This window comes from Arthrobacter globiformis (assembly GCF_030818015.1).
Taxonomy (GTDB): Bacteria; Actinomycetota; Actinomycetes; order Actinomycetales; family Micrococcaceae; genus Arthrobacter; species Arthrobacter globiformis_C.
Window position 1 is genome coordinate 1,004,943 of record NZ_JAUSZX010000001.1, and the last position, 25,730, is coordinate 1,030,672.

A 25,730-nucleotide genomic window follows, 5' to 3' on the forward strand; every position below is an offset into this window, starting at 1 on the left:
GAGGGTTGGGCGCGTCCTGTACTGGCCGCGCTCGAGGTCAGGTGCTGGCGTGCGTAGGCGAGTCCCGTGCCGCCCTACTGGAAGCGTCTTCATGTTTTGGGGCGGCGACGGAATCGCGAAGGACCAGGGGACAGGGAAGAACGGTCGGGTGAGCGGGGAACAGTTGCAGGTCGGTCTTTCCCTCGATGGCGTCGATCAGGTTTTCGGTTGCCCATGCGCCCATTTCGTAGTGGGGGAGCGCGACGGTTGTCAGTGCGGGGTAAAGGTTTTCGGCGATGAGTTGCTGGTTGTCGAAACCGACGAAGGAGATGTCGTCCGGAATCCTGAGACCAAGTTCCCCGGCGGCCCGGTACGCGCCCATAGCCATCCGGTCGTTGTAGCAGAAGACGGCCGTGGGCCGGCTTCGGGGTTTCAGGAGGCGCAGGGCCGCCTGGTGGCCGCCAGGCACCTCCGAATGCTCGGACTGGACCAGTTCTTCGTGGAACGGCAGCCCGGCATCTGCCAGCGCGTCCTTGAAGGCCCTGAGCCGGGAGTGGGTTGCCGGAACGTCGTCGGTGTTGTTGAGCATGCCGATCCGGGTGTGCCCGGCGTCGATCAGGGTTTGCACGGCCGACCTTGCGCCGCCCACTTCGTCTGGGATGACGGAGGAAACAGTGTGGCTGATGTCTTCGGAGTCCACCAGGACTGCCGGCAGTCCGGCCAGGTTCCTCGGGACAGCCAGCTTCCGGTGATACATCGTGGCGTACAGGATGCCGTCCACCTGCCGGTCCAGCAGATCGGCGACATCGCTTTCCCTGGAGTCCTGGGAACTGGTGCTGGTGGAGTTGATGATCATGATGCGGTATCCGCGGGCCCGCGCCGTTTCCTCGGCCCCGAGGATGATCCTGCCTGCGTGCGGGGTGGTGGCGATTTCCTCGCTGATGAACCCGATCATCCCGGAGCGTTGGGTGCGCAGGGCCTGGGCGAGCCGGTTGGGCCCGTAACCCAGCCGTTGGGCCGCTTCATGGACCCGTTCTCTCGTTCCCGCGCCAACTCGGGCGTAGGCAACGTCATTGAGGACGTGGGAGACGGTCGTGACAGAGACCCCGGCCGCGGCCGCCACATCCTTGATACCGACTGATCTATTGGTCATTTGGTCTCCCACGTCCTCATGGTGTTGGTGCTGATCCTACGTTCGGCTCATTCGTCCCAGAGCCCGTGCTCCGGCCAGCGGCGGAAGCCGGTCCTCCATCGGCGGCAGTTCGGCGTTGATCCGTGTGCTTTCCGGTTTGATACCAGTAGGCTACCGAGGAATAGTCGTTGCCATCCGCGGGGGTCTCGCCGGGCCTGAGCGGGTTACTGGGCCACAAGTGCATGTGCCGCCTGGAAACCGACCGTGGGTGTGGCCCTAAAGGCGTTAACAGCCCTGTCTGCGATAACTTGGGCGTCACTTCCGGAGTCAAGGATCGTGTTCCGCGCTGATTCGGCATCGACCATGACGGCCGTAACGGCGAGGCCGTCCGAAGCCTCGGTCGTCAATAGAGCGTCCACCTGAGCGGAGAAGCAGGAGTCACTTGACTTGGACTGAACGTCCATCGCCACCACGTGGTTGTTGGAGACGAAGTTGCCAACCCCCGCCGTCAGCCGGATGATGACAGGCGTCGCACCTGTCGGCCGGATGCTCTGTGAGTCGATGATCTGGGAGAAGTGGTTGCCGACGACAGAGTTGTTGCTGCCGCTGACACAGAGAAGTCCGTAGAGGTCGTTCAGTCCGTTGTCGACTCCCAGGAAGGGCGTCCAGGGCTCATGGTCACGCAAGAAGTGATTCGTGGCCACGAGGTTCTCCGAACTATTCGCTGCGAGAATCAGCATCCCGGGGTAGAACGAATGCAAACGGTTGTTGGTGACGCTTGAACGTGTGACGCCGTCGAGATGGACGCTGCTCGCACCGCGGGGGAATACGTTGTTCGCGGTTATCAGGAGCCCGCCATGGTTCTCGGCGTAGATCGAGTGACCCTTGAAGCCTGCTCCGACCAAGTTGTCGGTGATCTTTGATGCCTGTCCCCACCCGCGCAGCTCGATGCAGCTTCCGCATTCAGCGATGAAGTTGTCGTGAACGGAAAGCGCGTCCGCGTTGTAGATAGTGAGGGCGTTCTCAAGGTAGACGAACCCCATGCCGGTTACGCGGAATGAGTCATTGGCGTTCGCGACATAGATGCCGGTCTTGCCGTTGACGTAGGTGTTCTCCGGATGCATTCCCGAGCCATCCGAGTTGAAGTGCAACCCGTCGATGCAGAAGTTGGAGAACTCGACCGAGCTGATCCGCGGGCTCCCGCTTCGCTCAACGTAGAAGGCGGCTCCCTTGGATTCCTCACCGTCTCCGTCGAGGGGAATGTCGACGAGAATGCGACTGCCTCCGGGCCACAGCTCATGCAGGTCGGGCCATTCGTTTTCGGGAACGTTGAACCGGATGCTCGACGACGTAAAGCCGTGTCCCGAGCCATGGATCCTGAGGAAGCTGACGTCGATCACCACCTGCGTACGAAGGCGGTAGTCCCCGGGCGGAATGTAGATCACCGCGCCCGGCTTTCCTCCATTGTTCGCATTGGTGACCGTCTGCCGGTCCTTGATGTCAGCGATGATGCTGTTGATTACTTCACCGACGTCCTCGGACGGATTGCCGACGGGCCACGCAGTCACGTCGTAGTAGTTGTTGCTTGACATACGTTCTTCCCTTTGTGTTGTGGTTTCTCAGCCCTTGACGGCGCCGAGGGTCATGCCTGCGACGATCTTGCGCTGCAACAGAAGTGTGAGGAGGATGACCGGGATGGAGTACACGGCGGCCAGCGCCGTCATGGATCCCCAGTCCAGGCCGAACTGGGTCTGGAAGTTTGCGATCACCACCGGGGTGGTCTGGGACCGGATGGCGGTCATGAGGAGGGCGAAGAGGAACTCGTTCCAGGAGGCGAGGAAGGCGAAGATCGCGGTGACCGCAATGCCACCGGAAACCACCGGGATCACGACCCGCCACAGGGCCCCGAGCCTGCTGCAGCCATCCACCGTTGCGGCCTCTTCAAGGTCATTGGGAACGGCTTCGAAGAAGCTGGACATGAGCCAGATGGACAGGGGCAGCGAGATGGTGGTGTGGGCGATGGAGAGGGCGATGGGGGTATCGGCCAGCCCCGCGGAGGCCATCATGGAAGCCAGGGGGATGGCGATGGCTACCGGCGGCACCATGCGGGTCACAAGCGCTGCCATGATGAACACCCGGCCACTCGGCGTCTTGTAGCGGGTGATGCCGTAAGCGGCCGGAACGGCCAGGACGAGGGACAGGACCGTGCTGATGACGGCCGTCTGTGTGCTGTTGATGAACGAGGCCAGAACTCCGTTGCGGCCCAGGGCGTTGGCGTAGTTCTCCAGCGTCCATTCCTTGGGAAGGATTGTGGGCGGCACCGCGATGGTGTCGATCGGCGTCTTGAACGAGGTGAACAGCAGGTAGAGGAACGGGAACCCGTAGAGGACCATGGCCGCTGCAAGGATGACCCACAGCAGGGTGCGGGTGCTGCGTTTTCCGGCTTCCAGGCCTTCAGCATGGTGATTCCTACGGCGGGGACTGCCCGTGCCCGAGGCTGCGGGGGTGGGCATCGCCGGCTCGGCCGGCAGGGCTCCCGTGGGGGCAGCACCGGCCGTGGCACCGGACGCCTTGGTGCCGGTGGCCAGGATGGCCGAGACGCCTGCGTGCCGGGGGCGGTGGGCCAGCGGCTCAGCGTCAAAGCCGTCGTTGATGGGGGTGTCGGCGGTGCTCATCAGTTGTCCTTCCCTGGGCGCCAGATGGTCGCGACGGCGAAGAACGCGACGCCGAGCATGGCCAGCAGGTAGATGGTGCCCATGGCGCTGGCCAGTCCCGGATCGCCGAAGCGGATCATGGTGCGGTAGATCAGCAGGCTCATGGTTTCGGATGCGGACTGCGGGCCGCCGTTGGTCTGGATAAGGATGGTGTCAAAGGCCCTGGCTGCGTCGATGCCGCGCACAACCAATGCCACTGCGATGACTGGGCGCAGGAGCGGCAGGATGATGCTGAAGAGGAGGGTTGGGGCCTTGGCGCCGTCGAGCCGGGCCGCCTCGATGAGGTCGCCGGGAATGTTCTGGAGGCCGGCGAAGAGGACGAGGCACATGAAGGAGGTGGTCAGCCAGATGTCCGGGACGGCTACGGAGAAGAGGACGATTCCTGGGTCTGACAGCCAGCCGATCTGGTTGGGGTTCTGCAGGATTCCCGCCTGGTGCAGGAGGGTGCCGATGAGCCCGAAGTTGTCGATCATCAGGAATTTCCACAACAGGCCGGCGACGATGGGCGCGATCATCAGCGGGTAGAGGAACACCGTCCGCCAGACCTCGGATTTACGCCCAAGGGCCGTGAACAGAAGGGCCATTCCAAGCCCAAGGGCGAACTCAAGGGCGACCACCACGAAGGTGTAGGCCAGGGTGCGCCAGCCGGCGCCCATGAATGCTTCGGAGGCGAAGGCGCGGACGTAGTTGTCCAGGCCGACGAAGTCGCGGGGGCCCCCGGCGGTCGGGGAAATCTTGAAGAGGCTGTCTGCCACGAGGCGGAACAGCGGGTAGGCCACAAATACTGCCAGGAACAGGGCCGCCGGCGCCATGAGGTACAGGGCGAAGCGGCGATCGGAGATACGCACGGTTTTCTCTTCCGATGGTTGGGGCCGCGGCCGGCACTCACGTTTCGGTGCCGGCCGCGGAGTCTTACTTGAGGAGGTCCTGGATCTGCTTTTTCGCGGCGGCCAGGAGAGTGGCGGAGTCGCCGCCGGCTACGGCCTTTTGCAGCATGGGAACCAGGGCGGTGTCCACGATCTGCTGCCATTTGGCCGTGGCAGGGCGCGTGGCTGTTGCCTGGCCCTTGAGGGTCTCGATGAGCGGCTTGAAGCTCTCGTAGCCCGCCTTGTCCTGGTACTTTTCGAAGGCCGAGATGCGGGAGGCAAGGCCGAGGCTGGATTCGATGCCCAGGTCGTTATGGTCATAGGCGCACTTGACGAATTTCTTGGCAGCGTCGCTGTTCTTGGTTGCCTTGGGCACGGAGAGGTACCAGGGGCCGGGAACACCGGCAACGCCGGCGGAGCCGCCGATCATCGGAGCGGCGCCGACCTTGCCCGCGACCGGGGAATCCTTGGGGATCTGGCGGTAGGCGTGGGCCCAGAACCGGGTCATCGCGGTCTTGCCCTGGTTGAACAGATTCTGCGCTGCTGCCCAGTCGACCTGAGCGGCGCCGGGAGGGGCGGACTTGACAAGGCTGGTGTAGAAGTCGAGCGCGTCCTTGTGTGCGGCGTTGTCGATCACGACGTTATTGTTCTCATCGAGGACCATCGGGGAACCGGCCTGGAGGACATGGGCCAGCCATTCGGTTTCGACGCCGCCCTTCACGTCAGTGCCGTACATGCCGTCCTTCGTGAAGAATTCGGAGATGTCCTGGTATTGCTTCCACGTGGTCGGAGCGGCGAGGTCGTAACCGTACTTGGCCTTGAAGTCAGCCTTGTTCTTGGCATCGTCGAACAGGTCCTTGCGGTACAGGATGATTTCGGCGTTGGTCCAGGCCGGCATGCCGATAAAGTGTCCGTCCACGTTTGCTTCCTTCACGAGCGCGGGGAAGATGTCCTTTTTCACCTCGTCGGTGAAGAGCTCGTCAATGGGCTGGACCGCGTCCTTGAAGCTGGGGAGCCAGACGGAGTCGAGCGCAGCGACGTCGAAGGAGACGTTGCCGGAGGAGAACTCGCTGGAGAGCCTGTTGAACATGCCCTCGTAAGGCAGTTCGACGAAGTTGACGTTAACGCCTGTATCTTTCTTGCACTGTTCGGCGACGCCTGTCAGTTCGGCGTGGCCGCCGGCCTCTACAAGGACGTTGACGGTGCTCGCGGCGCTACCCGACGTCGCTGCCGGGCCCCCCGCGCCGCAGGCGGTTGCTGCCAGAAGCACCGCGGTGGACAGGCCGCCAATGGCGGTGATCCGGGAAATCGTGGTTCGAGAGGACATCGCTGTCGACTCCCTTTCTTTTGAACGGAATCTACGTTGGGTGGGGCTTGGAAACTTCAAGTCTCGGTGAAAAACCGTTTTGCCAAATCGACTTGGCATCACATTAGGGGCGGCGGCAGATGCGTGTCAAGCGTCACATGCAAGTTTTCCGGACCCTTGACGACGCCATGGCGGCCGCCATACAGTAAGCCACGGCCGAGGACAAATCGTTTTGGCAAATTTTGGCAAGTCGCCGCATGTTGTGCGCCCGGCAGGCCACCCCTGGCGTTCGGGCCCTTCCCGACCTTTCGCACGCTCAGTCGGGAACCTCGGTCCTCTCGTCACCAATTCAAAGGAGAACAGATGAAACCCATCCCGGACGTCAGCCGCAGGAGTGTGCTTCGGGCCTTCACGGTGTCCGCGGCAGTGGCAGGCACTGCCTTCGCCATGGCAGCCACCAGCAGCCCTGCCACCGCAGCACCCACACAGGTGGCCGCAACGCCCGACGCCGGACAGGGGCCGTCGGGGCACCGTCACCTGATCGGTGTCCTCTAGAAGCACCCCAAACGTTCAATCCCCAACGATGAGGAGAACCAGCTTTGACCACCGTCTACGACGTCACCACCTGGAGCGTGCCAGGGAATCCCACGGCCAACCCGTACAACGACATCGGGCTTGTCATCAACAGCATCATCGCCGATGTGAAGTCCCAGCAGACCAACCAGGCCACCAAGCCCGGCGCCGTCATCTACATCCCGCCGGGAGACTACTCCCTCAAGACCCGCGTCAACATCGACATCAGCTATCTGACAATCCGCGGCTCGGGCCACGGCTTCACCTCTCTCAGCATTCGCTACAACGCCGGTCCCACCGGCAACTGGCACGAGATCAACCCCGGCGGCAGCCGTGTCCGAGTGGAAAACACCGACGGAAACACCGAGGCTTTCCGCGTGTACCGCACAGGTGACCCGCGCCTCAGCGCAATTGTCTTCGAGAAGTTCTGCCTGGACGGTGTCTCCTTCGGGAGCAACCAGAACTCCTACGTCAACGGCAAGACGGGCATCCTCTTCGACTCCGCCAACGATTCCTGCAGGGTCGAAGGCATGGGCATGGTCTATCTGGAACACGGCCTGATTGTCCGCGACGCCGATGCCTTGAGCGTCAGCGGAAACTTCCTGGCGGAAAACGGCACCTGTGTGAAACTGGTCGGTTCCGGCCAGGCCTCCAAGGTGACGGACAACCTGATCGGCGCCGGCTACGTGGGATTCTCCATCTTCGCGGAAGGACACTACGGCCTGCTCGTCTCCGGAAACAACATCTTCCCCCGCGGCAAGAGCATGGTGCACTTCAAGAACGTCATCCGGTCCTCGATCAGCGCCAACCGCCTGCACGGCTACTACCCGGGCATGGTGTACTTCGAGGGCGTCTGCACGGAAAACCTGGTCGGGGCCAACCACTTCTTCCGCGAGACCGAGAAGTTCCCGCCCCTGGTCCAATACAACAACGGGCTGGACGACCTCTTCGGTCTGGTACACCTCGAGGGTGGCAACAACTCCGTGATCGGAAACCATTTCAGCTACGACGTCCCGTCCGGCTCCGTCACGCCGTCGGGCCAGATGCCCACCATCATCCTGGTGGCGTCCGGAAACAACAACTACATTGCCACCAACAACACCGTGTCCTCCATTGCCGTCAAGACGGTCACCCTTGACTCGTCGACGACCGGAACCAAGGTCCTGGACAGCGGGTCCCTGGACCAGTTCCAGCCGTTCCAGAGCAGCAACTCCTTCAGGGCCACGCCGTAACCGCGAGGCCATGACACCGGCCGCATCGCGGCCAGAACAACGACGACGGCGGACGCCGCCCCTGGGTGATGTCCGCCGTCGTCGTTCGCTGTACTGCGCCCTTCGATGCACTGCAAGGCAAGCACTCTTGAAAGGTCTGTCAAAGATGACCAGACGCACCAAAGCATTGCTGTCACTCGGGACGGCCATGGCCCTCACTGCCGCCTCTTTCGCCATCGCAACAAATCCTGCCCGGGCCACCGACCCGGATCCGGCTACGCAGCAATGCCGGCCCTATCTGCATTACACGCCGGAGGCCAACTGGATGAATGACCCCAACGGGCTCGTCTACCACAACGGCAAGTACCACATGTACTACCAGTACAACCCCAACGGAACCCGCTGGGGAAACATGAGCTGGGGCCACGCCTCCTCGACCGACCTGATCCACTGGGACGAACAACCGCTCGCCATCCCGCGAGGAATCAACGGAAACGACCAGGTCATCGAAGAAATCTTCTCCGGATCCGTGGTGGTGGACACCCTGAACAGCAGCGGGTTCGGAACTCTGCAGAACCCGCCTCTGGTTGCCGTGTACACAAGCAACTACACAAACTCCCACCCGCTCTATCCCGGCAAGCAAGCACAATCGCTGGCCTTTAGCCTTGACGACGGGCAAACCTGGGCCAAGTACGGCAACAACCCGGTCCTCAACCGGAATACCTCCAGCTTCCGCGACCCCAAGGTCTTCCGGTACGACAACCCGTCTGGAGCGGACTATTGGGTGATGGCCGCCGTGGAAGCCGACGAGCACCGGGTCCTCTTCTACAAGAGCACCGACCTCAAACAATGGGACTACCTGGACGACTTCGGGCCGGCAAATGCCATAGGCGGGCAGTGGGAGTGTCCTGACCTGTTCCCCCTGGCCGTCGATGGGAACCCCAATAACGTCAAATGGGTCCTCGCCGTGAACATCAACCCGGGCGGCGTGGGCGGTGGCAGCGGCGGGCAGTACTTCGTCGGATCCTTCAACGGCACAACGTTCACCGCCGAGAACATCGATCCCGCCGACCAGCTTCCACCCGGCAACGTCATTGCCGGCTTCAACGGCGGCAACTACAGCCGCTGGAACGTCCAGAACGATCCGTCGAACAGTTCCGGTCCCTGGGGAAGCGCCCCAGCCTCCGGAAGTCTTTCAGGACAAATGGCGGTCACGGGCAACATCGGAGCCGGACTGGTGAACGGTTTCCACGGTGGAGATGCTCCCGTGGGCACCATGGAATCAGCACCTTTCACCGTGGACAAGGACCACCTCAACTTCCTGGTCGGCGGCGGAAAGCACGCGCGGGAACCCGGCCAGCAGTCGGGAAACCAGGCTCCTCCGGGCTATCTGCTGTTCGACGGCTTCGACTACCCCGGAACGCTCACCCAAGCCGGCTGGCAACTCACCGACGACTTCCAGGCGGCACTGAACCCCTCCACGTCCGGCGGTGAATTCGCCATCGGGAAACGGATCAACACCTTCGAAGGAGGCCCGCACCAGGACGACAACGTCGGCACCATCACCTCGCCTGAGTTCTACCTGACCAACACCAACATCGGCTTCCTTCTTGGCGGCGGCGAACGGACTGACGGCCAACTCCAGGTCGAACTGCTGGTGGGCGGAGTGCCGGTCCGCACCGCTACCGGCACCAACTCAGGAGACCTGAACTGGAAGAACTGGGACGTTTCACCGTGGTACGGCCAGATCGCCCGCATCAGAATCGTGGACAACGCAACCGGCCCATGGGGGCATCTGACGCTGGACAACATGGTCCTCGGTTCGGAACCGGCAAAAGTCCGGAGCAGCGAAACCACGGTGAACCTTGTGGTCAACGGCCAGACAGTCCGCAGCGCAACCGGCGCTAATTCGGAACAATTGGCATGGACCGCCTGGGACGTCAGCGCCTTCAAGGGCAGCCAGGCCACCATTAAGATCGTGGACAATAACCGCGGCGGATGGGGGCACATCCTGGCGGATGAGTTTGTCTCCTCGGACGAATCCCGCCTTGAGCCGCACGACTGGCTGGACTCGGGCAGGGACTACTACGCCACGGTGTCCTTCAACAATGCTCCCGGCGGAAAGCGCATCATGCTGGGCTGGATGAACAACTGGGACTACGGCCAGGACACCCCCACCACCACCTGGCGTGGAACCATGACCCTGCCACGTGAAGTCGTCCTAACCCAGACGCCTGCAGGCCCAAGGTTGCGGCAACAGGTGGTGACCCAGGCCGACGCGTTGAAGAACACAGCCGAGACGTACACGGCATCCGCCCAGGACATTCGGCCGGGAACCACCACGCTCCCGGTCACGGGGGACGTGGTACAGATTGATGCCGAGTTCTCCCCTGGCACCGCGTCGTCGTTTGGACTGACGGTGCTCGGAAACGCCAGCGAATCAACCCGGATCGGTTACGCGCCGGCCACGCAACGGCTCTCTATCGACAGGACCAACTCCGGGAACGAGGGTTTCCATCCGGCCTTCACTTCAGTAGAGGACCCGCGGGTCGAGTTGATCAATGGCCGGCTCCGCCTGCGCCTGTATGTAGACCGGGCATCCGTGGAGCTTTTCGCCCAGGACGGCCTGACAACCATCACGGACCAGGTCTTCCCCAACGCAGGCGCGAACAACATCTCGGTCTTCTCCGAAGGAGGAACCGCACGGCTCGAAAGTCTGACGGTGACTCCAATGAACCAGGCCATGTGGGGCGGCTGACCCGGTCCCGGCGAGGCGCACGTAGCAGTACGGCCCCAGTTGCAGCCCCCGGCGGCGGCTGGGGCCGTGCCGCGCGGAGTCCCTGATTGCTGTGTTACCGCAGGGACACTGCCCGGGCATGCAAAAGGCCCCGGTTCCCCTTGTTTATAAGGGGAACCGGGGCCTCGCTATATGGCGGTGACGGTGGGATTTGAACCCACGTTGGCTTTTACACCAAACAACATTTCGAGTGTTGCACCTTCGGCCGCTCGGACACGTCACCAACCTGTATAGGGTACCGGAGCAAGGCCCGCATCCCCAAAACGGCATACTTTTGCCGGCAGTACAGTCAGCGGTCCAGCGTTCGGAGCGGGCACGCCGGGGCGCATCTTCCCGGAAATCGGGGCCGGGCACTAGATTCATAAGCAAGATGACTACTTCCCAGCAGCACACCGAAGCGACAGCATATTGGACCGTGGGCCCCTGCCGGGGTGAACTGCGCAGCGAGGCCTTGCCCGCCCCCGGCCCGGAGGAGGCACTGGTCCGCTCGCTGTACTCGGGCATCAGCAAGGGCACCGAGCTCGTCGTCCACCAGGCCGCCGTTCCGCCCTGCGTCGCCGAGGAGATGCGCGCCCCGCACCAGGAGGGCTCCTTCCCGTCGCCGGTAAAGTTCGGCTACCTGTCCGTGGGGGTGGTAGAGCAGGGCCCGGATAACTGGGTGGGGCAAACCGTGTTCTGCCTGCATCCGCACCAGGACCGCTACGTGGTGCCGGTGTCGGCGCTCACCCGCGTTCCCGATGGCGTTCCGCCCCGCCGCGCCGTCCTCACCGGCACCGTGGAGACGGCCGTGAACGCCCTTTGGGAAGCGGGGCCAAGGCTGGGTGACCGCGTCGCCGTGATCGGCGCCGGGCTGGTGGGCGGCATGGTGGCCACGCTGCTGCGCACGTTTCCCCTGGCGCGGCTCCAGCTCGTCGACCTGGACCCCAACCGCAAGAACCTGGCCGATGCGCTGGGCGTGGACTTCGCACACCCGGACGACGCCCTGCCGGACTGCGACATTGTGTTCCACTGCTCCGCGTCCGAAAGCGGGCTGGAGCGCAGCCTGAAGCTCGTGGGGGACGAGGGCGACATCATCGAGATGTCCTGGTACGCCGACCGGAAAATCACGATCCCGCTTGGCGAGGACTTCCACGCCCGCAGGCTGTCCATTCGGGCCAGCCAGGTGGGGGCCGTGGCACGGGCCCGCCGGCACCGCCGGACCAACGCCGACCGGCTGGAGCTCGCCGTGTCCCTGCTGGCAGATCCGGTGTTCGACGCCTTCCTCACGGGTGCCTCCGCGTTCGCCGAGCTGCCCGGCGTGGTCCAGGACCTGGCCGGCGGCCGGCTCGACGCGCTGTGCCACGTGATTGAGTATCCCGCCACTGAAGATCCCCTGACCGAAGACCACCTGACCGAAGACCACCAGACCGCCACCACCGAAACAGCGAGGTAACCATTGTTCAGCCTGACCGTTCGCCGCCACTTCATGATCGCCCACAGCCTTCCCCGGGAGGCGTTCGGGCCTGCCCAGGGCCTGCACGGTGCCACCTTCGTGGCAGAGGTGACCTTCCGCCGTCGTGCCCTCAATGACGACGCCATTGTGCTGGACATCGGCGCCGCCGGCGGGATGATCGAGGAGGTGCTGGCCGGGCTCAACTACCGCAACCTGGACGACCACCCGGACTTCGCCGGGAAACTGAGCACCACGGAGGCGCTGGCGCAGTACATTGCCGGCGCCGTCGCAGAGCGCCTGCGGGAGGACAAGGACGGCCGGGAACTCGCCGGCCTGGACGTCACCCTGCGGGAAAACCCCGATGCCTGGGCGAGCTATGCCCTCGAGTTCGGAGCCCTCAAGTTCCAGGCCCCCGAGTTCGAGCGCCGCTGAGGCCGCCATGCTGCCCCCGCCCTCCATCCGGCTCCTGGTTCCCGCGAACATCCGCCATAACTCCGGCGGCAACGTCTACAACGCCGCACTGGTGCAGGGCCTCGAGCAACTGGGAGCCGCTGTCACCATCCAGGCGGTCGCCGGCGACTGGCCGGTGGGCAGCAAGGAAGAACGACGGCGGCTGGCCGGCTTGCTCGGTTCAGGAACCGCAGCAGGGGGCCCGGCGGGGGTGCCCGCCAACACGGTCACGATCGTTGACGGCCTGGTGGCCTCCGGCGCCCCCGAGGCCATGGAGGCTGCCGCCGCCGTCGGCCATGCGCCGTGGGTCCTGCTGCACATGCCCCTGGACGAGCACCCGGACCTCGAAGTCCGGGCACTCCGCGCGGCTGCCGGCGTGATCTGCACCAGCGGCTCAGCCGCCGCGGAGATCAGCCGGCGGCACGGCCTGGCCGGCGTCCGCGCTGCGCTGCCCGGAACCGAGCCTGCCCGGGTGGCGGGGGGATCCGAGCCGCCGCGCCTGCTTGCCGTGGCGGCACTGCTGCCCAACAAGGACCAGCTTGTTCTCCTCGGCGCGCTGGCTCGGCTGCAGGATCTGGAGTGGACGGCAGCCCTCGTCGGTTCGGCGACGGCGGACCCGGACTACGCACGCCAGGTCGCGGCGGCGGTCGACCGGCACGGGCTGGGCGGCCGGGTGCAGCTGCCCGGCGAACTGACAGGCCAGTCGCTCGAGCAGCAGTGGCACGCCGCTGACCTGAGCCTGCTGGTCTCCAAAGTGGAGGCTTTCGGCATGGCGGTCACCGAGTCTGTGGCCCGCGGGGTGCCGGTCATCGTCCGGGCTGGCACCGGGGCGGTGGAGGCGCTGGGACTGGGTGCAGAAACAGCGCCAGGGCGTCCGGAAGGTGCAGCGCCCACCCTGCCTGGCGCCGTCGTCGAACTCGGTGACGTCGGGGATGCTGAGCCCGGGGAGGGGGACCCCGAGCCGCTGGCGGCCCTGCTGCGCAGCTGGCTCACGGACCCCGCTCTGCGTGCCGAATGGCGCCGGCGCGCCCTCGCCGGCCGGGAACTCCTGCCTGGCTGGGACGCCACAGCACGGCAGGTGCTCGGCTACGTGGCACCGGAAGCATCGCAGGGCGACCATTCCTCGCACCCGCCTGCTGATGGAGAATGAGGCATGACCACCCACGTCCCGTCTGCTGCCACCCTGGAAACTGCTACGGCCCTCACCCCGGAGCTTCTCCGTGCCTGGGCCTGGCACCGGCAGGGGCTGGACGGCACGCTCGAAGGCCGCACGTCGCAGGAGGTGCTCGCCACGGCGGGCTGGGCGCGGTCCGTGGGCGCCAATCCCTACCTGACCCTCTTCGCCCGTGCCGGAATGCGCCGCGACCAGGTGGACACGGACGTCCGCGAGCTTAGGATCCACGAACTGCCCACCGCCCGCGGCTGCACCTACGTGCTGGGCCGGGAGGACTTCGACTGGGCGCTGAGCCTCGGCAAAAGCGCTGAGGAGGCCTTCCGGGTGCTGGCCCGGCTGGGCGTGGACCGCGGCGAGATCACGTTGCTGGAGGAGCAGATCCTGCATGTTCTCGGCGAAGCCGAGAGTCCGCTGGACCCCAGGCAGCTCAAGGAGGAGCTGGGGGAGTCGGTCCGGAGCCTGGGCGAGGAAGGCAAGAAAAAGGGGGCCGCCACCACGCTGCCCACGGCGCTGGGGCTGTTGCAGGCAGACGGCCGGATCCGCCGTGTTCCGGTCAACGGGCGGCTGGACCAGCAGCGCTATGCCTACACGCCGTGGGGCCTGCCGCCCAGCCGGCTCCGCCCAGAAGGCGCCCGCGAGGAACTGATCCGCCGCTACCTCGGCTGGACGGGCGGCGCCACCATCAAGCAATCCCAGTGGTTCACCGGCTTCACCCTCACCGACACCAAGGCGGCGCTCGCCGCCGTCGGGGCCGTGGAGGTTCCCACCGCCGCGGGCGACGTGCTCTGGATGTTGCCGGCCGACGTCGAACGCCTCGCGGACTTCAGTCCGCCGGACCGGGAGCAGATCCAGTTGCTGGCCGGCACCGATTCGCTCGTGCTGCACCGCCGGAACGCCGGTGACCTGTTCGCGGACGCGGACCGGGACCGGAAGCTGCTGAACACCACCCTGGCGCTGCAGGCGGATTTGCCGGACCACCCCATCTTTGACCGCGGCACGATCATCGGACTCTGGCAGTACGACCCCGGCAGGGAAAGGATCGCCGCCTGGCTCTTTGCCGGCCGGACGCCCGCCGTCGAACAGCGCATTGCCGAGGTTGAGGCGTGGATCCGGGAGGACCTGGGCGACTTCCGCTCCTTCAGCCTTGATTCACCGGCGTCCCGCCAGGAGCGGATCGACGCGCTCGACGCCGCCGGCGGCTAGCCGGGCAGGTTACCCCGGCATCTAGCCGCTGGCGCGGTGCGCCGCGAAGAACTCCCGCAGCAGCAGGCCGCATTCCTCCTCCTGCACTCCGGCATAGACCTCCACCCAGTGGTTCAGGCGGCGTTCGCGCAGAATGTCGAACACAGAGCCCGCAGCCCCGGCCTTCTCATCCCAGGCCCCGAACACCACGCGGTGAATCCTGGCCAGAACGATCGCTCCGGCACACATGGCGCACGGTTCCAGGGTCACCACCAGCGTGCAGTCCTCCAGCCGCCAGCCGTCGCCACTGCCGCCGTTGAGAGCCGCGCGTTCCCGCAGCCGCGCGGCGGCCTCACGGATGGCCACCACCTCGGCGTGGGCGGTGGGGTCCCCGAGGGCCTCGCGTTCGTTACGTCCGGTACCCAGGACCGTCCCGTCCGGACCGATCACGACGGCGCCTATCGGCACGTCCTCGGTTGCCAGGGCCCGCCGGGCTTCTTCGAGGGCAAGGCCCATCCATGCCAGGTGTTGCGGATCTGCCGGGGCCATGGGTCAATGATAGTTTCGAAGGATACTTAGCATCGGACACGCAAGCGCCGGGAGCAACGATGAAGTCCCTGACTGAGCGGTACGGCAGGTGGCTGGGGCCGTACGCGGCCCTGTGGATCACCCTCGTCATCGGAGGCTTCCTGGTGGTCGTCCTGACGCTCCTCAGCGCTGAGGTATACAACAGCGTCGTGGACCAGGACGGCGTTTCGGGGCTGGACAAACCCGCCCTCCAGCTGGCCAAGGAATACCGGAACCCCGGACTCGACTCAGCTGTTACGGCCTTCACCAACATCGGTGGCGGCATTGGCATGCCCATCCTGGCGAGCCTCCTGGTGGCCTGGCTGATCTATGTCAGCCGCAGCTGGCGGCCGCTCATCCTGGTGGGCGGTGCGGCGGCAGTCTCGATCACCGCCACCAGCGTGGGCAAGACGCTGCTGGGCCGCACCCGTCCTGACCATGTGGACGCCGTTCCGCCGTTTGAATTCTCGCCGTCGTTTCCCAGCGGGCACACGCTGAACACCACCGTGGTGATCGGCATCGTGGTGTACCTGGTGTGCCTGGAGTTCCGGAAGACCTCGGCACGGACGTGGGTGATCATCGCGGGGGCGGTGTTCATCATCGCCATGGGACTGAGCCGCGTGTTCCTCGGCCACCACTGGCTGACAGACGTGATGGCAGCCTGGTTGATCGGCGCGGCCTGGGTGGGCGTGGTGATCCTGGCCCACAGGATGTTCCATGTCATCCGCCGGCGGGAGCAAGCCGGCCCCGCGCCCACGTTCGAGCACCCGGCCCATCTGAAGAACGGCAAAGCCGAGCAAAAGGACCGCCTTCAGGGCACCTCCGATGCCGGGGGAGGAGCCGGAAACCGGGGCGGCGAGCCAAGCCCCGGGTGATAGTTTTGACCCATGCGCACACTCGTCGTGGACCATCCGCTGGTCGCCCACAAGCTCACCGTCCTGCGGGATAAGAACACCCCCTCGCCGGTCTTCCGCCAGCTCACCGAGGAACTGGTCACGCTCCTCGCCTACGAGGCCACACGCGACGTCCGCACCCAGCCGGTCACCATCGAAACCCCGGTCGCCACCACGGTCGGCACCGCGTTCACCAAACCCACGCCACTGGTGGTCCCCATCCTGCGCGCCGGGCTGGGCATGCTCGAGGGCATGACCAAGCTGGTCCCCACCGCCGAAGTGGGTTTCCTGGGCATGGCCCGCGACGAGGAAACACTGGACATCATCACCTACGCAGAGCGCCTGCCGGACAACCTTTCAGGCCGCCAGATCTTCGTCCTGGACCCCATGCTCGCTACCGGCGGCACTCTGCGTGAGGCCATCAAGTTCCTGTTCAAGCGCGGCGCCGCTGATGTCACCTGCATCTGCCTGCTGGCCGCTCCGGAGGGCCTGGCCAAGCTGGAGGATGAACTCAAGGACGCCAACGTCACCATCGTCCTTGCCTCCATCGACGAGAAGCTGAACGAGAAGGCCTACATCGTGCCCGGCCTGGGTGACGCCGGCGACCGGCTCTACGGCATCGCCGGGTAGACCTTACGTCTATGTCCCGGACGCTTCGAACCGGCGTTGGGACCAAAGTCCCCCACGACTAAAGTTCACGGGCGGAGGCCTTCCGGAGCGCAGGGCGCCCCGGCTAGCCTGTGCAGCATGGACTGGAAACTTGAACTCGTCTTCGTACCCGTGTCCGACGTGGACCGCGCCAAGGACTTCTACGTCAACAAGGTCGGTTTCAACGCCGACTACGATGAGCGGCCCATGGACGGCCTCCGCTTCGTCCAGCTGACCCCGCCTGGTTCGGGCTGCTCGATCGCCATTGGGGAAGGCCTCAACGATGCTCCTCCGGGCACGGCGCCCAGCCTTCAGCTGGTGGTGAGCGACATCAACGCCGCCCACGACCAGCTCAAGGCTAACGGCGTGGACGTCAGCGACGTGGACATCCAGGACTGGGGCCACTTCGTCTACTTCGCCGACCCGGACGGCAACAAGTGGGCGGTGCAGTACCTCCCCAACCGGCCGAACGGCTGAGTCACGGAGGACGCGTCTGCAAACCGGATGAGGCAGGATGGAAGCCATGAGCCTTCCTGCCGACTCCGCCACCATCACGCTGACAGCCCGGGCCGTCCTGTTCGACATGGACGGCACCCTGGTGGATTCCACGGCCATCGTGGAGCGCGTGTGGACAGAATTTGCCGGACGCTACGGCCTTGATATCGCGGAAATCCTCCGCACCTCCCACGGAGTGCAGGCGCTGGATACGGTCCGCCGCTTCGCTCCCGAGGGTGCCGACGTCTACGCCCTGGCCGCCGAGCTGGGACACATGGAACTGACCGAGACCGACGGCATCGTCGCGGTGCCGGGTGCGCTGAAGCTGCTCGACTCCCTGCCGGCCGGCGCCGTGGCACTGGTGACCTCGGCGTCCCGCGACCTCGCCACCGTCCGGATGGCGGCGGCAGGGGTGGCGATGCCGGCGGCGGTTGTCACCTCCGAGAACGTGTCCCGCGGCAAACCGCATCCCGAGGGCTACCTGCTCGGCGCGTCCCTGCTCGGTGCCGACCCCTCGGAGACGGTGGTGTTCGAGGACGCTCCCGCCGGCATCGCAGCAGGAGTCGCCGCCGGCATCCGGACCGTCGCGGTGGGCCCGAACACCGGCGTCCTTCCCGACGGCGTGCTGCACATTCCGGACTACACCGCCGTTTCCGCGTCGGTGGAGACCGGTGAGGACGGGCGCCCGGCGATCTCCCTGCGGCTGTAGCCGACTGAACTGTCTATGGGTCAGACGGCCTGTGGGTCAAACGGTCTCGGCCCGTCAGGACAGGTCGTACACCGTGGCGCCGCCGATGGTTTCGGCCTGGAAGTTGGCTTCCCGTTGAAGCCTCCAACGGCCATGACCGGCAGTTCGGCGGCAAGCTGGTAGCCGGCCGCGTTGTTGGAACCCACGACGGCGGCGGCCCAGGTGTAGTTTGCCGCGTCGGTCTGCAGCGCAGTCTGGTCAGTGATGGTCATGCATCAACAGTGGCCGCCGCTGTTATGAGGGTTTTAGGGCGAAGCTGTGCGGGGGCTGTGGAGTTGCCGCGTTTCTGCACCACTTTGCTCGCCGCGGGAATGGCGGGGACAGCAGAAGGGCCCCGGATCCTGGCGGATCCGGGGCCCTCGGCCCGTAAGCCGGGCAACCTAAAGCGGTGCAGAAATGCTCGCCGTCAGCCGGTTCGCCCGCGGCAACCGGTCAGTACCAGTTGTGGGCGAGGTGCCAGTTCAGCGCACCGCACGGGGAGTCGTAGCGCTCCTTGATGTAGTCCAGGCCCCAGTTGATTTGAGTGCGGTAATTAGTGCGGTAGTCCGCTCCGGCGGTGGCCATCTTCTCGGCGGGAAGTGACTGGACGATGCCGTAGGCGCCGCTGCTCGCGTTGGTGGCCGTCGTACGCCATTCCGATTCCTTGGTCCAGAGCCGCTTCAGGCACTGCATCTGGTCTGCGGCCCAGCCGAAGGACCCCAGCTTGCTGGCCGCGTAGGCCTGGGCGCCGGCGGGATCATTCAGGGCAACAGGCGCAGCGGCCTTCGCGGGGGCAACCTTGGCGGCCACCTTGACGGCGGGCGCGGCAGCCTTCGCAACCGGAGCGGCCTTGGGTGCGGCAGCCTTGGTAACCCTCTTCGGAGCGGCAGCCTTGGTGGCCTTTGGCGCGGCAGCCTTGGGAGCAGCCTTGGCGGTCGCCTTCGCGGCGGACTGCGGAGCAATGGACGCCGCGGACGGAGCCGGGAGGGCAGAGATCAGCGTTTTGTCGAAGCTCAGCGTCTGCCCCGCGTCAGCTGTGGCCGCGGCCGGCTCGGCGGCGGTAGGCGTAGCCTGGTCGGCCGCGTGGCCTGCGGCGCCGACGCCGATGAGCACTGCGCACGCGGTGGTCACGACGGCTGCGCGTCGGCCGATCGACGGGACGCCGGCGGTGAGCCGTGCCCACGGGGAGGCGGGCTTGGCAGGCTCGGCACGATGACGGGAAATCTTGCTGTCGGACTGCTTGGGGGCGCGTTCAGGGCGCGCCTGAGTCTTAAATTCAGACATGGTGGATTGCCTCTCAACACCTGCGGAGTTAGCTGTCGGGTTCGGATGAGGTCATCCGGCCGCACGGAAAATTCACGTGTCGGCTTCACCCCAAGGGCTGATGCGGAAAGCCCGGGACTCTGGTTCCCCCGCCTCTGCCTGATCTAGCGGAATCCGGGAAAGCGGCAGAGCTGGGCGTCAATCCGGACATGCGGCTCTAGTGGCGGCCGCACCATATCGACGGTACAGGAGGCTTCTGATTAAGTCACATTTAGGTAACGGACATCACGACGCCCGGCGCGGCGCCTTGCATGGGCAGCCGGACGGCAAATTCCGTTCGTCCGGGCCGTGACGTGACCTCCACCGTGCCCCCGTGCGCCGCCACAATGGACTGCACGATGGACAGCCCCAGGCCGCTGGTTCCCTCCGCCGAGGCAACCCCGGATTCTCCCTGTGTAGCCGCGGTATGGAGGGCCGTTCCTGCGGTTGCGCCACCGGCGGCAGAACCCTTCCCGGCGGCGGATGCCGGCGCCACGGGCGGCTGCACCGGCGTCGCTCGTGAGGCGTCTGCGCGGGCGAAGCGGGCGAACACCTTGTCCACGAATTCGGGCGGGATGCCGGCGCCGTCGTCCGTGACCGTAATCACAGCGCTTCCGTCTGCCGACCGCATCACGCCCGTGGTCACCGTGGTGCCGGGCGGAGTGTGCTTGCGGGCATTGGAGAGCAGGTTCACGAGGACCTGGTGCAGCTGTGAGGCATCGCCCCGGACCGACACAGGTTCCTCCGGAAGGTCGAGATGCCACGCGCGGTCCGGCGCCATGACTTTTTCGTCGCTGACCGTTTCGATCACCAGCTGCGTGAGGTCAATGTCGCTGACCTTGAGCGGCTGGCCCTCGTCGAGCCGGGCGAGCAGCAGGAGGTCCTCCACCAGGGCGGTCATGCGTTCCGACTGGCTCTGCACGCGTGCAAGGGACCGCTGGCCGTCCGGGGTGAATTTTTCGGTCATGCGCATCAGCTCGGTGTAGCCGCGGATGGCGGTGAGCGGCGTCCGGAGCTCATGGGAGGCGTCCGCCACGAACTGCCGCACCTTCATTTCGCTTTCCTGCCGCGCCTCCAGCGCGTTGGAAACGTTGTCCAGCATCTGGTTCAGGGCGTGCCCCACGCTACCCACTTCGGTCCCGGGATCGGCGTTCGACGGCGGGACGCGGACGGCGAGTGCCACCTCACCGGCGTCCAGCGGCAGGCGCGACACCTGGGTGGCCACCTCGGAGAGCTGCTCCAGCGGCTTCATGGTGCGGCGGATGAGCACCGTTCCCGCCAGGCCAATCAGCACGAGGCCACCCAGCGAGACAATCGTGATGGTCCAGACGAGCGACGTCAGGGTGTTCTGCTTGTCCGCCAGGGGAAGCCCGGTGACGATGACGTCCCCGTAAGGGGTCTGCGTGGCAATCAGGCGGTAGGCGCCGGACGAAAGCGTGCGGTCAACCGGGACACCGTCGGTGCGGAGGCCCAGGAGGAGCTGGTTGTCCCCCGACGACAGCGAGGCACGGCTGGCATCGGTGGCTAGGAAGCCCGCGCTGCTGACATTGCCGTTCTCTATCCGGGCGATGAGGGTGCCGACCCTTTGGCCCCGCGCCTCCAGGGGATCCGGCCTTCCGCTGGGGTTGCCGATCGGAGGCCGGCCGAACTCGCTTGAGCGGTGTGAGGCATCGCTGAGCTGCTTGTCCAGCTGCTGGGTAAGGAACGAGTCCATCGAGGCGTAGCTGAACAGGCCGATGGCACCGCAAATCGCGACAAGCAGTGCCATGGCCACCAGGACCAGGCGGGTGCGCAGATGCCAGGTACCCGGCTTCAGCCAGCATCGGCGCTGGGTACGCACTGCACCGGAAAGGTTTGCCACGGCCTACTCTGCCGGCTTGATGACGTAACCCGCGCCGCGGACCGTGTGGATCATCGGCGGATGCACGGCATCCACTTTCTTGCGCAGGTAGGAGATGTACAGTTCGACGATGTTGGCCTGGCCTCCAAAGTCGTAGTTCCACACGCGGTCCAGGATCTGGGCCTTGCTGACCACACGCTTGGGGTTCTCCATGAGATAGCGCAGCAGCTCGAACTGGGTAGCGGTCAGTTGCAGCTCGTCGCCGGCGCGAGTGACTTCGCGCGTGTCGAGGTTCAGGACCAGGTCGCCCACCACGAGCTCAGCGGAATCCATGGCGGCCACGCCGGAGCGCTGGACCAGCCGGTGTAGGCGCAGCAGGACTTCCTCCATGCTGAACGGCTTGGTGACGTAGTCGTCGCCGCCCGCGGCGAGGCCCACGATGCGGTCCTGCACCGCGTCCTTGGCGGTGAGGAACAGGGCCGGGACTTCCGGCGCGAAGGCGCGGATCCTGCCCAGGAGCTCGACGCCGTCGAACCCGGGAAGCATCACGTCAAGCACCAGCACATCCGGGCGGAACTCCTTGGCGAGTTTCACGGCCTCGGGGCCGTCGGCAGCGACGGCGATCGACCAGCCGGCCATACGCAGGCCCATGCTCATGAGCTCGGAGAGGCTCGGCTCGTCGTCAACCACAAGGGCGCGGATGGGGGAGCCGTCCGGGTGGGTCAGCTGGGGAAGGTTGTTGCTCATGGAGTGCGAAGTGGCCATGTGCCAACTCTCCGTTCTGGTGTTTAGCCGCCGCTTTGGCAACCCTGTGCGCCAGCTGTGAATCCCAGCCTAGCGAGCTGAAAGTCTCCACGAACGCATCTTTTGGGTCACAGCCATGGCTCTTGCACTGCACAGGCCAAACACAGGAAGGCTTTCCGGTGCCGGCGGAGCCTAAGCTCACTGGCGGCAGGGGCCGGAGCCGCCGTGTACGGCCTGGGCAGCAACGCTGCCGCTGCCGGCGGAACTGCCGCCGGGGCCCAAGGCGGGTTGGCGCAGGGTGGGATGCAGGGAGGCTTGAGTCAGGGCGGCACGCAGGGTGGCCTGCCACAGGACGGCGGGTCGATGGGGGCCCGGGCGGCATGCAGGCCCCGGGCAGCGGAACCGTGCCCGGCCAAGGGGGCGACTTCGCGCCCAACGGGCTCGGCAGCATGGGCAGCGGCGTCTCGGCGGCGGTCCATTCGGAGTACGTCGTCGAGGAGAACGGGCAGTACGTCACCAAAGTGGCGCAGCTTGGCACTGTTCCCACCGTTTCCTCCGATTCGATCACGGTGAAGAGTTCCGACGGCTTCACGCGCACCTACACACTCAGCGGCGAAACGGTGGTGAGCAATCTGCTGCAGAGGCGGCAGCAGTCAGCGACCGGCGACCTGACGGTAGCTGACATCGTTTCCGGAGCCACTGTCCGATTGTGGCCGGCAAGGATGGCTCGGCGTTTGCAGCCGAGAACGTGCAGGTGAGCGGGACCACTACGCAGTCAGGCGGATCGAGCGGAACCACGCAATCAGGAGGAACCAGCGGCTCGAGTCAGTCCAGCTATCCATGCGGGAAGGCGCAGCGCCCAGTCGAATCGGGCGCTGCGGCCGCCGTTCTGACGGATTTGACCCCAGCCGCCACCTGCGCTTGAGCAAAAAACCTATGTCCCGCCTGCGTCATAGCTGGACAATCGGCGTATCGCGCCTGCGGGTTTCCGGCATTTCATATGTCATTGAATATTCAGCGCATATTTCTGGAAAAATCGAAGAACATTCTGTAGGGGCTGCTTTCCGACCGTCCGTTCAGGAAAATAAATCAGAAAAATGGCCGGCTGCAAAACTGTGATTTACCACACAAACAGGCCATTTGTCTCAGCATGCGGACGGTTCCGTCCATTGTTACTTGCAAGTTCTCATTGTTACGTTGCACACTTTCAAATGTGAACAAGAACTCAACAGCACCTGCAGCCGCAGAATATTGGTCCAGCACACCCGCTGCTGCCGACATGCGCTGTTGTCGAATGCACGCCTAACTTTCACCACCCCACGAAGTTTTTAGGCATTCGCCCCCAGCCCAGCGTAGGGCGCCCTCCCCAGAATCATTGCGGGGACCCAAGCATTCGAGCCGCGATGACGGCCATTCACATTGAGGTAAGCATTCATGTCAGTTGCATCCGGATACGTCCACATCTCAGTCCGTAACGCCAACAAGGCAGGTCAGGCGCAGGGACTGCGCCAAGGATTCGGCGCCCGTCCCGCCTTCGCCCCGGCAGGCCAGGCCAATACCGTTCCCGCGGCCCCGGGTTACGCACCGCAGGGCTACAACCCGAATTCGTACGGCCAGTTGCGCGCCGTGCAGGCTGACGAAGCCGCGCCGCTGACCGCGCCCACGCCTCTGGTGGCCCCGGCTGCCTCCGCCCCGGTCCGCCCCGTGCCTAACGAAAACGTCGCCCGCGGGTTCGTCCTGTACATGGGCATTGACGAGGAAACCGCGGCTGCCGCCGGAACCTCGATCGCCAAGCTTGCCCAGGAGATCCGGGCCTACGCACAGTCGCTGGTTACCGGTGCCGAGAGCTACGCCGCCGTCGCTGTCGCGCCGGCCAGCGCGCCTGGTTCGGCGCTCGACGTGGTCCGTTCCACCTTTGGTGACCCCACCGTCAATGCCCGGCAGCGCACCGAGACGGCCCGCGTGCAGCCGGCCCAGGATGCCCGTCCCTCCGGTGTCCTGATCGACCTCGCCCGCCGCGAGGTGCACCTCGACGGCGAGTCCCTGAACCTGACGTTCAAGGAATTCGAACTGCTCAACTACCTCGTGGAGAACGGCACCCGCACCGTGGGCCGCGACGAACTGCTCGAGGGCCTGTGGCGCAACGCCGAAGAAGTGCCGAACGAGCGCACCATCGACGTTCACATCCGCCGCCTCCGTTCCAAGCTCGGCCGTCTCGCCAACACCGTGCGCACAGTCCGCGGCCAGGGCTACCGCTTCTACGAGCACCCGGAGGTCGTTGTCTGGGCCGCTCCGGAGTACTCGATCTAGTCCCCTCCGCTCGAATGCGGCCTCCGCGGCCGGTTTAGGTCGCTGGCGTTAGGCTTGGGCCATGAGTGCGCACCATAAGAAGCGGTTGGTCCTTATGCGCCATGCCAAGGCCGACTGGCCGGGCGGGGTGGCGGACCACGAGCGTCCACTGGAGGAACGCGGCCACCGCGAGGCTCCGCTTGCCGGCAAATGGCTGCTCAAGCACAACATCGTCCCGGATTTCATCCTGTGCTCGAGTTCCCTGCGGACACGGCAGACATGCACGTGGGTGTGCAGTGAACTCGGTGAGAAGGCCCCGACGCCGAAACTAGAGGACGGCCTCTACGGCGCCTCCGCGCTTAGCATGCTTGCGGTCATCAACCACGTGCCAGACACCGTGACCACGCTGATGGTGATCTCCCACATGCCCGGCGTGCAGGACCTGGCCATGCACCTGGCGTCGCGGGATTCCAACCACGACGCCTATATGGATGCCGCCACGCGCTTTCCCACGAGCGGCCTGACCGTGCTGGAGACGGAGAAGCCCTGGGCCGAACTGGATGGCCAGGACGCCAAGCTCACGCACTTCAAGGTCCCGCGCGCACACTAGCCGGGACGAGTAGGCTTGTCGCCCGTCCGGCGGGCCGGGCTGGCAGACGTTTCAATATCGTCCGCTGACCGGCGGCGGACTGCGTGTTGCCGGGCTCAGCGGCGGGGCGTGCTTCCGTCCGATGTCCCGGTGCTGTTCGTACGCGTGCCGGAAGGGCGTGGCGCGGCAGGCCTTTGTGCGCCTGTCCGCTGGGCTGGCTTTTGCTGGCCTGTTCGCTGGGCGGATTGCCGGGCGCCTGCGGGAAGCCTCGCTGCAGGACGGGCCGGTGCTTGGGGCGCCCGGGCGGTGGACGCGGGCGCCGGCCTTTTGGTGGTGCGGGCCGGGTTGGTGCTCCGGGACTTGGCCAGGTCAGCAGGCCGGGCTGTGCCGGTGGCTCGCGTGAGCTCCTCGTGCCGCAGCCGCCGGCGGGACGGCCAGACCGCGGCGCAGAACAACACCAGCAGGGTCAGGCATCCCGAGGCCGCGGCCAGGTAGAAGTAGATGTCCGAATCCCGTGTGGTCACGGCCTGGCCCAGGGCTGCTGCGTCCTGGTTGAAGGCCAGCCCCCACATGCGCAGGAAGGCTATGCTGCAGCCGATAAACAGGCTGGTTCCGGCGCCGCCCGCCAACAGGGCAAGGTAGCGGTGCCGGGCAAACGCTTCCGCCACGGACGCCACATAGCCCACGGCCAGGGCGCCCAGGAAGGCGACCAGTGCGGCCTCTTCCAGCGTGACGGCCGTCAGCACCAGCAGGCCTGCCGCTGCGGCAAACGCACCGATCGCTGTCTTTCCGCTGTTACCCATGTGGCGCATGGGACTAA

25 protein-coding genes, 1 tRNA gene, 1 pseudogene and 1 riboswitch are annotated in these 25,730 nt (G+C 65.5%); of the genes and pseudogenes, 15 read left to right on the forward strand and 12 right to left on the reverse strand.

Annotated elements, in window-relative coordinates; translation table 11 throughout:
- Positions 1-37: 37 nt before the first annotated feature.
- The 5 genes from QFZ23_RS04695 to QFZ23_RS04715 form a co-directional block, all read right to left on the reverse strand.
- On the reverse strand, positions 38-1,132 hold the full coding sequence (locus QFZ23_RS04695) for a LacI family DNA-binding transcriptional regulator (RefSeq protein WP_306920853.1): 1,095 nt from the start codon (positions 1,130-1,132) through the stop codon (positions 38-40).
- A 203-nt stretch (positions 1,133-1,335) separates the two neighbouring features.
- A complete protein-coding gene (locus QFZ23_RS04700) occupies positions 1,336-2,703 on the reverse strand; it encodes a right-handed parallel beta-helix repeat-containing protein (protein ID WP_306920855.1) in 1,368 nt (455 codons plus the stop codon).
- A gap of 27 nt (positions 2,704-2,730) precedes the next feature.
- Positions 2,731-3,624: a carbohydrate ABC transporter permease gene (locus tag QFZ23_RS04705; protein ID WP_306926664.1), complete on the reverse strand. Its 894-nt coding sequence runs from the start codon at positions 3,622-3,624 to the stop codon at positions 2,731-2,733.
- A gap of 161 nt (positions 3,625-3,785) precedes the next feature.
- The gene (locus QFZ23_RS04710; protein WP_306920857.1) at positions 3,786-4,673 is read right to left on the reverse strand and encodes a carbohydrate ABC transporter permease; all 888 of its coding nucleotides are present in this window, start codon (positions 4,671-4,673) and stop codon (positions 3,786-3,788) included.
- A gap of 64 nt (positions 4,674-4,737) precedes the next feature.
- The gene (locus QFZ23_RS04715) at positions 4,738-6,018 is read right to left on the reverse strand and encodes an ABC transporter substrate-binding protein (RefSeq protein ID WP_306920859.1); all 1,281 of its coding nucleotides are present in this window, start codon (positions 6,016-6,018) and stop codon (positions 4,738-4,740) included.
- A 342-nt stretch (positions 6,019-6,360) separates the two neighbouring features.
- On the opposite strand from QFZ23_RS04715, the gene QFZ23_RS04720 reads away from it, so the two are divergent.
- The 3 genes from QFZ23_RS04720 to QFZ23_RS04730 all read left to right on the forward strand — a co-directional run bounded on the left by QFZ23_RS04720 (position 6,361) and on the right by QFZ23_RS04730 (position 10,539).
- Entirely contained in the window at positions 6,361-6,552 is a 192-nt protein-coding gene (locus QFZ23_RS04720) for a hypothetical protein (RefSeq protein ID WP_306920861.1), read from the forward strand.
- A 44-nt stretch (positions 6,553-6,596) separates the two neighbouring features.
- Entirely contained in the window at positions 6,597-7,802 is a 1,206-nt protein-coding gene (locus tag QFZ23_RS04725) for a fructotransferase (RefSeq protein ID WP_306920863.1), read from the forward strand.
- Positions 7,803-7,947: 145 nt separating this feature from the next.
- Positions 7,948-10,539 (forward strand): GH32 C-terminal domain-containing protein, encoded by a 2,592-nt coding sequence (locus QFZ23_RS04730; protein WP_306920865.1) that lies wholly within the window; start codon positions 7,948-7,950, stop codon positions 10,537-10,539.
- A 172-nt stretch (positions 10,540-10,711) separates the two neighbouring features.
- Here the strand turns inward: QFZ23_RS04730 and QFZ23_RS04735 are convergent.
- Positions 10,712-10,801, reverse strand: a tRNA-Ser gene (locus QFZ23_RS04735).
- 147 nt (positions 10,802-10,948) lie between these two features.
- Here QFZ23_RS04735 and QFZ23_RS04740 point away from each other — a divergent pair.
- Genes QFZ23_RS04740 through QFZ23_RS04755 form a run of 4 tightly spaced genes read left to right on the forward strand, consistent with a single transcriptional unit; the run spans position 10,949 to position 14,837 of the window.
- Positions 10,949-12,010, forward strand: a complete 1,062-nt coding sequence (locus QFZ23_RS04740) for a zinc-dependent alcohol dehydrogenase (protein ID WP_306920866.1) — start codon at positions 10,949-10,951, stop codon at positions 12,008-12,010.
- A gap of 3 nt (positions 12,011-12,013) precedes the next feature.
- Positions 12,014-12,442, forward strand: coding sequence for a 6-pyruvoyl trahydropterin synthase family protein (locus QFZ23_RS04745; protein ID WP_306920868.1), 429 nt, complete (start codon positions 12,014-12,016; stop codon positions 12,440-12,442).
- 7 nt (positions 12,443-12,449) lie between these two features.
- Complete coding sequence (locus tag QFZ23_RS04750) at positions 12,450-13,610, forward strand: glycosyltransferase family 4 protein (RefSeq protein ID WP_306920870.1); 1,161 nt, start codon at positions 12,450-12,452, stop codon at positions 13,608-13,610.
- 3 nt (positions 13,611-13,613) lie between these two features.
- Entirely contained in the window at positions 13,614-14,837 is a 1,224-nt protein-coding gene (locus QFZ23_RS04755) for a DNA glycosylase AlkZ-like family protein (RefSeq protein WP_306920872.1), read from the forward strand.
- Between the two features lie 21 nt (positions 14,838-14,858).
- On the opposite strand, the gene QFZ23_RS04760 is transcribed toward QFZ23_RS04755, so the two are convergent.
- Positions 14,859-15,365 carry a nucleoside deaminase gene (locus QFZ23_RS04760; RefSeq protein ID WP_306920873.1) on the reverse strand — a complete coding sequence of 169 codons (507 nt, stop codon included), beginning with the start codon at positions 15,363-15,365 and terminating at the stop codon, positions 14,859-14,861.
- Between the two features lie 59 nt (positions 15,366-15,424).
- Between QFZ23_RS04760 and QFZ23_RS04765 the strand changes: the two genes are divergently transcribed.
- The 4 genes from QFZ23_RS04765 to QFZ23_RS04780 all read left to right on the forward strand — a co-directional run bounded on the left by QFZ23_RS04765 (position 15,425) and on the right by QFZ23_RS04780 (position 18,128).
- Positions 15,425-16,258, forward strand: coding sequence for a phosphatase PAP2 family protein (locus tag QFZ23_RS04765; RefSeq protein WP_306920875.1), 834 nt, complete (start codon positions 15,425-15,427; stop codon positions 16,256-16,258).
- Between the two features lie 12 nt (positions 16,259-16,270).
- Positions 16,271-16,906: a uracil phosphoribosyltransferase gene (upp, locus tag QFZ23_RS04770; protein WP_306920876.1), complete on the forward strand. Its 636-nt coding sequence runs from the start codon at positions 16,271-16,273 to the stop codon at positions 16,904-16,906.
- A gap of 117 nt (positions 16,907-17,023) precedes the next feature.
- Complete coding sequence (locus tag QFZ23_RS04775; protein WP_306920878.1) at positions 17,024-17,401, forward strand: VOC family protein; 378 nt, start codon at positions 17,024-17,026, stop codon at positions 17,399-17,401.
- A 46-nt stretch (positions 17,402-17,447) separates the two neighbouring features.
- Positions 17,448-18,128: an HAD-IA family hydrolase gene (locus tag QFZ23_RS04780; RefSeq protein WP_306920880.1), complete on the forward strand. Its 681-nt coding sequence runs from the start codon at positions 17,448-17,450 to the stop codon at positions 18,126-18,128.
- Positions 18,129-18,205: 77 nt separating this feature from the next.
- On the opposite strand, the pseudogene QFZ23_RS04785 reads toward QFZ23_RS04780, so the two are convergent.
- From QFZ23_RS04785 to QFZ23_RS04800, 4 genes and pseudogenes are all read right to left on the reverse strand, one after another.
- Positions 18,206-18,358: pseudogene (locus QFZ23_RS04785) on the reverse strand (hypothetical protein); the annotation flags it as partial.
- A gap of 241 nt (positions 18,359-18,599) precedes the next feature.
- Entirely contained in the window at positions 18,600-19,430 is an 831-nt protein-coding gene (locus QFZ23_RS04790) for a hypothetical protein (RefSeq protein ID WP_306920881.1), read from the reverse strand.
- A gap of 5 nt (positions 19,431-19,435) precedes the next feature.
- Positions 19,436-19,599, reverse strand: a riboswitch (cyclic di-AMP (ydaO/yuaA leader).
- 81 nt (positions 19,600-19,680) lie between these two features.
- Positions 19,681-21,309, reverse strand: a complete 1,629-nt coding sequence (locus tag QFZ23_RS04795) for a sensor histidine kinase (protein ID WP_306920882.1) — start codon at positions 21,307-21,309, stop codon at positions 19,681-19,683.
- Between the two features lie 3 nt (positions 21,310-21,312).
- Complete coding sequence (locus QFZ23_RS04800; protein ID WP_306920883.1) at positions 21,313-22,053, reverse strand: response regulator transcription factor; 741 nt, start codon at positions 22,051-22,053, stop codon at positions 21,313-21,315.
- A 383-nt stretch (positions 22,054-22,436) separates the two neighbouring features.
- Between QFZ23_RS04800 and QFZ23_RS04805 the strand changes: the two genes are divergently transcribed.
- From QFZ23_RS04805 to QFZ23_RS04820, 4 genes are all read left to right on the forward strand, one after another.
- A complete protein-coding gene (locus QFZ23_RS04805; RefSeq protein WP_306920884.1) occupies positions 22,437-22,790 on the forward strand; it encodes a hypothetical protein in 354 nt (117 codons plus the stop codon).
- A gap of 163 nt (positions 22,791-22,953) precedes the next feature.
- Positions 22,954-23,151, forward strand: a complete 198-nt coding sequence (locus tag QFZ23_RS04810) for a hypothetical protein (RefSeq protein WP_306920887.1) — start codon at positions 22,954-22,956, stop codon at positions 23,149-23,151.
- A gap of 315 nt (positions 23,152-23,466) precedes the next feature.
- A complete protein-coding gene (locus QFZ23_RS04815) occupies positions 23,467-24,342 on the forward strand; it encodes a winged helix-turn-helix domain-containing protein (protein WP_306920889.1) in 876 nt (291 codons plus the stop codon).
- A 61-nt stretch (positions 24,343-24,403) separates the two neighbouring features.
- On the forward strand, positions 24,404-24,931 hold the full coding sequence (locus QFZ23_RS04820) for a SixA phosphatase family protein (RefSeq protein WP_306920890.1): 528 nt from the start codon (positions 24,404-24,406) through the stop codon (positions 24,929-24,931).
- Positions 24,932-25,026: 95 nt separating this feature from the next.
- On the opposite strand, the gene QFZ23_RS04825 is transcribed toward QFZ23_RS04820, so the two are convergent.
- Positions 25,027-25,722 carry a hypothetical protein gene (locus QFZ23_RS04825; protein WP_306920893.1) on the reverse strand — a complete coding sequence of 232 codons (696 nt, stop codon included), beginning with the start codon at positions 25,720-25,722 and terminating at the stop codon, positions 25,027-25,029.
- Positions 25,723-25,730: the final 8 nt, after the last annotated feature.

Bases quoted from the DNA above. Each gene is read 5' to 3' on its own strand.
- QFZ23_RS04695 (WP_306920853.1), bottom strand. From the start codon at position 1,132: ATGACCAATAGATCAGTCGGTATCAAGGATGTGGCGGCCGCGGCCGGG.
- QFZ23_RS04700 (WP_306920855.1), bottom strand. From the start codon at position 2,703: ATGTCAAGCAACAACTACTACGACGTGACTGCGTGGCCCGTCGGCAAT.
- QFZ23_RS04705 (WP_306926664.1), bottom strand. From the start codon at position 3,624: ATGCCCACCCCCGCAGCCTCGGGCACGGGCAGTCCCCGCCGTAGGAAT.
- QFZ23_RS04715 (WP_306920859.1), bottom strand. From the start codon at position 6,018: ATGTCCTCTCGAACCACGATTTCCCGGATCACCGCCATTGGCGGCCTG.
- QFZ23_RS04720 (WP_306920861.1), top strand. From the start codon at position 6,361: ATGAAACCCATCCCGGACGTCAGCCGCAGGAGTGTGCTTCGGGCCTTC.
- QFZ23_RS04730 (WP_306920865.1), top strand. From the start codon at position 7,948: ATGACCAGACGCACCAAAGCATTGCTGTCACTCGGGACGGCCATGGCC.
- QFZ23_RS04740 (WP_306920866.1), top strand. From the start codon at position 10,949: ATGACTACTTCCCAGCAGCACACCGAAGCGACAGCATATTGGACCGTG.
- QFZ23_RS04750 (WP_306920870.1), top strand. From the start codon at position 12,450: ATGCTGCCCCCGCCCTCCATCCGGCTCCTGGTTCCCGCGAACATCCGC.
- QFZ23_RS04755 (WP_306920872.1), top strand. From the start codon at position 13,614: ATGACCACCCACGTCCCGTCTGCTGCCACCCTGGAAACTGCTACGGCC.
- QFZ23_RS04760 (WP_306920873.1), bottom strand. From the start codon at position 15,365: ATGGCCCCGGCAGATCCGCAACACCTGGCATGGATGGGCCTTGCCCTC.
- QFZ23_RS04765 (WP_306920875.1), top strand. From the start codon at position 15,425: ATGAAGTCCCTGACTGAGCGGTACGGCAGGTGGCTGGGGCCGTACGCG.
- upp (WP_306920876.1), top strand. From the start codon at position 16,271: ATGCGCACACTCGTCGTGGACCATCCGCTGGTCGCCCACAAGCTCACC.
- QFZ23_RS04775 (WP_306920878.1), top strand. From the start codon at position 17,024: ATGGACTGGAAACTTGAACTCGTCTTCGTACCCGTGTCCGACGTGGAC.
- QFZ23_RS04780 (WP_306920880.1), top strand. From the start codon at position 17,448: ATGAGCCTTCCTGCCGACTCCGCCACCATCACGCTGACAGCCCGGGCC.
- QFZ23_RS04790 (WP_306920881.1), bottom strand. From the start codon at position 19,430: ATGTCTGAATTTAAGACTCAGGCGCGCCCTGAACGCGCCCCCAAGCAG.
- QFZ23_RS04800 (WP_306920883.1), bottom strand. From the start codon at position 22,053: ATGGCCACTTCGCACTCCATGAGCAACAACCTTCCCCAGCTGACCCAC.
- QFZ23_RS04815 (WP_306920889.1), top strand. From the start codon at position 23,467: ATGTCAGTTGCATCCGGATACGTCCACATCTCAGTCCGTAACGCCAAC.
- QFZ23_RS04820 (WP_306920890.1), top strand. From the start codon at position 24,404: ATGAGTGCGCACCATAAGAAGCGGTTGGTCCTTATGCGCCATGCCAAG.
- QFZ23_RS04825 (WP_306920893.1), bottom strand. From the start codon at position 25,722: ATGCGCCACATGGGTAACAGCGGAAAGACAGCGATCGGTGCGTTTGCC.